We start from the raw sequence: 3,096 nt of genomic DNA on the forward strand, positions 1-3,096 counted from the left end.
TGTCCGGCTCCTCAGGAGCGATTGAGTCGACACTATGCGAGGTAATCGATGGCCCGCCGGAAACTCTTAACCCCTGACGAACGCCAGGCGTTGCTCGGGATTCCCGACGACGAGGAGAGCCTGATCCGGCACTACACCCTGTCTCCGCAGGATCGTCTGCAAGCCGAAGTCCGGCGCCGCCCTCACAATCAGCTCGGCTATGCGGTCCAGATCTGCATCATGCGCTATCCGGGCCGGGTCTTGGGGATGGACGAAGACCCGCCAGCTGCCGTGGTCGCCTACGTGGCCGAGCAGCTGGGGATCGCCCCGGACGTTTTTGCATCCTACGCGCGTCGCATTCCGACCCGCTTTGAGCACAGCCACCGTCTGGCGAAGTACCTGGGCGTCCGGACCGCGACGCGGGACGATCGTCGAGCAGCCCTTCTCGCAGCTGCCGAGGCCGCCAGCGCGACCGAAAGCGGTCTGCCGATCATGACCGCGGTCGTGAACGAGTTGCGCCGACGCGGCGCTCTTCTCTTACCCGATGCTGCTCTCGAGAAGATTGGCCTTGCCGGGCGCGCCATTGCCCGACAACGGGCAGAAGCGGCTCTTCTGAATGGCCTCTCGGTAGACCAGATCGAGCAGCTCGAAGCTCTCCTCCTGGTCGACCCGGCCATCCAGCAGACCCGGCTCGCGTGGCTGCGATCGGCTCCAGATGCGCCAAGCGCCGACAATCTGATTGGCCTCATGGACCGTCTGACATTTGTCCGCACTTTGGCGATCGATCCCCAGCGGCAGTCGCGGATCCATCCAGAGCGCTGGACCCAGATCGTGCGAGAAGGCGATGTGACACCCGCGTGGTTGGTTGCCGACTTCGGCGCCCGCAGGAGACGAGCCACCCTTGTGGCTCAAGCTATCACGCTCGAGCAGGCGCTGACGGATGCCGCGGTCACGATGTTCAGCAAGCTGATCGGCCGGCTCTTCGCGCGAGCCAATGCTCGGCGCAAGAAGCGGTATGTTGAGGCTCAACAAGATACGACCAAGGTGCTGCGCCTGTTCCGGGACACCCTGCGAGCTCTCGTTACCGCCAGTGACACGGGCCGCAACGCCATTGATGTTCTCGATGATAAAGTCGGGTGGCACCGCCTGTTGCAGGCCCAACCGGAAGTCGAAGCCATGGTGCGGGATGCTGATCCCGATCCGCTTCTACTGGCAGCGGAGCGCTACAGCACTATCCGCAAGTACACGGCGCAGTTCCTGGAGACCCTTACGTTCTGCTCGTCACGCAAACATGACTCGTTGTTGGCTGCGATCGGTACACTCAAGACCTTGCAGGTCGCGAACCGGCGCACCCTGCCCGAGCGCGTGCCGGTAGGCCATCTCAGTGCCCGTAGCCGTAAACTCATCTTTGGAGACGCTGGACCAGATCGCCGCCTGTACGAGATTGCAACATTGGCCGTCTTACGGGATCGGTTGCGCTCCGGCGACATCTGGGTTGAGGGCAGTCACGCCTTCCGGCCCATGGACGAACAGCTGATGCCGAAGCCCGCCTTCACCGCCCTGAAAGCATCGGACGATCTCGGGCTCGGTGTGCCACAGGATGCCATCAGCTATCTGAGTGAGGCACGACAGACGGTCGACTTCAACCTGAAGCGGCTTGCCTACCGCGCCCGCAACGGCAAGCTCGAGGGCGTCCGGCTTGAGGCCGGACAGCTGGTCGTTACTCCTTTGCCCGGCGACGTGCCGGCGGCGGCCGAGGAGTTGAAGTGGGAACTGGCCGACATGTACCCGCTGATCGAGGTGCCTGATCTCCTGATGGAGGTGCATCACTGGACCGGGTTTGCCGATCGGTTCACGCATATCCGTACGCAGGAGCCGCCACGCAGCATCCCGGCCATGCTGGCCGGTGTTCTGGCTGATGCGACCAATCTCGGCGCCAAGCGCATGGCAGCAGCCTCGAAAGGAGTGAGCCCGCAGGAGATTACCTGGAAGCGGATCTTCCATACCCGGCCGGAGACGTACAAGCTGGCGCAGGCCTGCATCACCGACGGGCACGCTCAGCACCCACATGCCCTGCTCTGGGGCGACGGCTCCACGGCCTCATCGGACGGGCAGTTCTTCCAAGCCAGTGATCGTGCCGGGAAGCGTGGTGACATCAACCTGCATTACGGTAGCGAACCCGGTTCGAAGTTCTACAGCCACTTATCCGACCAGTACGGCTACTTCAGCATCCTGCCGATCAGCGCGACCGAGAGCGAGGCTCCCTACGTGCTAGATGGCCTGTTTGATCACGAGACAGAACTCGACATCCAGGAGCACTTCACGGACACAGGCGGCGCGAGTGACCATGTTTTTGGTCTCTTCGCCCTGACGGGTCGCCGGTTTGCTCCGCGGCTGCGCAACCTCAAAGACCGGAAGCTCCATACCTTCGAGAAACCGGAGACCTATCCTGCGCTGCAGGAGCACATTGGTGTGCCAATCAACACCACCCTGATCATGGAGTACTGGGACGACCTCCTTCATCTGGCGGCCTCGATCCAGACACGCACGGTCGCTCCCTCGACGATCCTCAAGCGGCTTGCCGCCTCTCGTAATCCCAGTCAGTTGGCCCGCGCTCTGCGCGAACTCGGTCGTCTCGAACGCACGCTGTTCATGATCGAGTGGTATTCGGACCCTGCTCTGCGGAGGCGTTGTCAGGCAGGCTTGAATAAGGGCGAGGCAGCCCACAAGCTCAAACGCGCGGTATTCTTCCACGAGCGTGGCGAAATCCGGGATCGCTCGTTCGAGAGCCAAGCCTTCCGTGCCTCCGGTCTGAACCTGGTGGTCAGTGCGATCATACACTGGAACACGGTGTATCTCGGGCGAGCCGTGGATCATCTCCGCCGCCAAGGACGGATCATTCGGCCTGAGGTACTCAAACACGTGTCGCCTCTGAGTTGGGAGCACATCAACCTCACCGGCACCTATGCCTGGGGCGAGCAGCCTGTGCTCGTGGACGGCTTCCGTCCCCTGCGATTGCCGAAGGCTTTGGCCCACGCTGCATAGCCCGTTGATAGAGGGCGTTCCTTGTTCGTTCTACCTTAGCGTATAATCAGGAACAGATCTTGCGCTGACCCC

The 3,096-nt window shown here is 62.3% G+C and carries 1 protein-coding gene; it reads left to right on the forward strand.

What is annotated here, in order from left to right; translation table 11 throughout:
- The first annotated feature begins 48 nt into the window (after positions 1-48).
- Positions 49-3,024: a Tn3 family transposase gene (locus tag GR303_RS24135; protein WP_161726991.1), complete on the forward strand. Its 2,976-nt coding sequence runs from the start codon at positions 49-51 to the stop codon at positions 3,022-3,024.
- Positions 3,025-3,096 lie beyond the last annotated feature (72 nt).

This window comes from Microvirga arsenatis, from assembly GCF_009910705.1.
Lineage (GTDB): Bacteria > Pseudomonadota > Alphaproteobacteria > Rhizobiales > Beijerinckiaceae > Microvirga > Microvirga arsenatis.

What these genes read in the sequence shown, in the direction of transcription:
- GR303_RS24135 (WP_161726991.1), top strand. Translation starts at nt 49, where the DNA reads ATGGCCCGCCGGAAACTCTTAACCCCTGACGAACGCCAGGCGTTGCTC.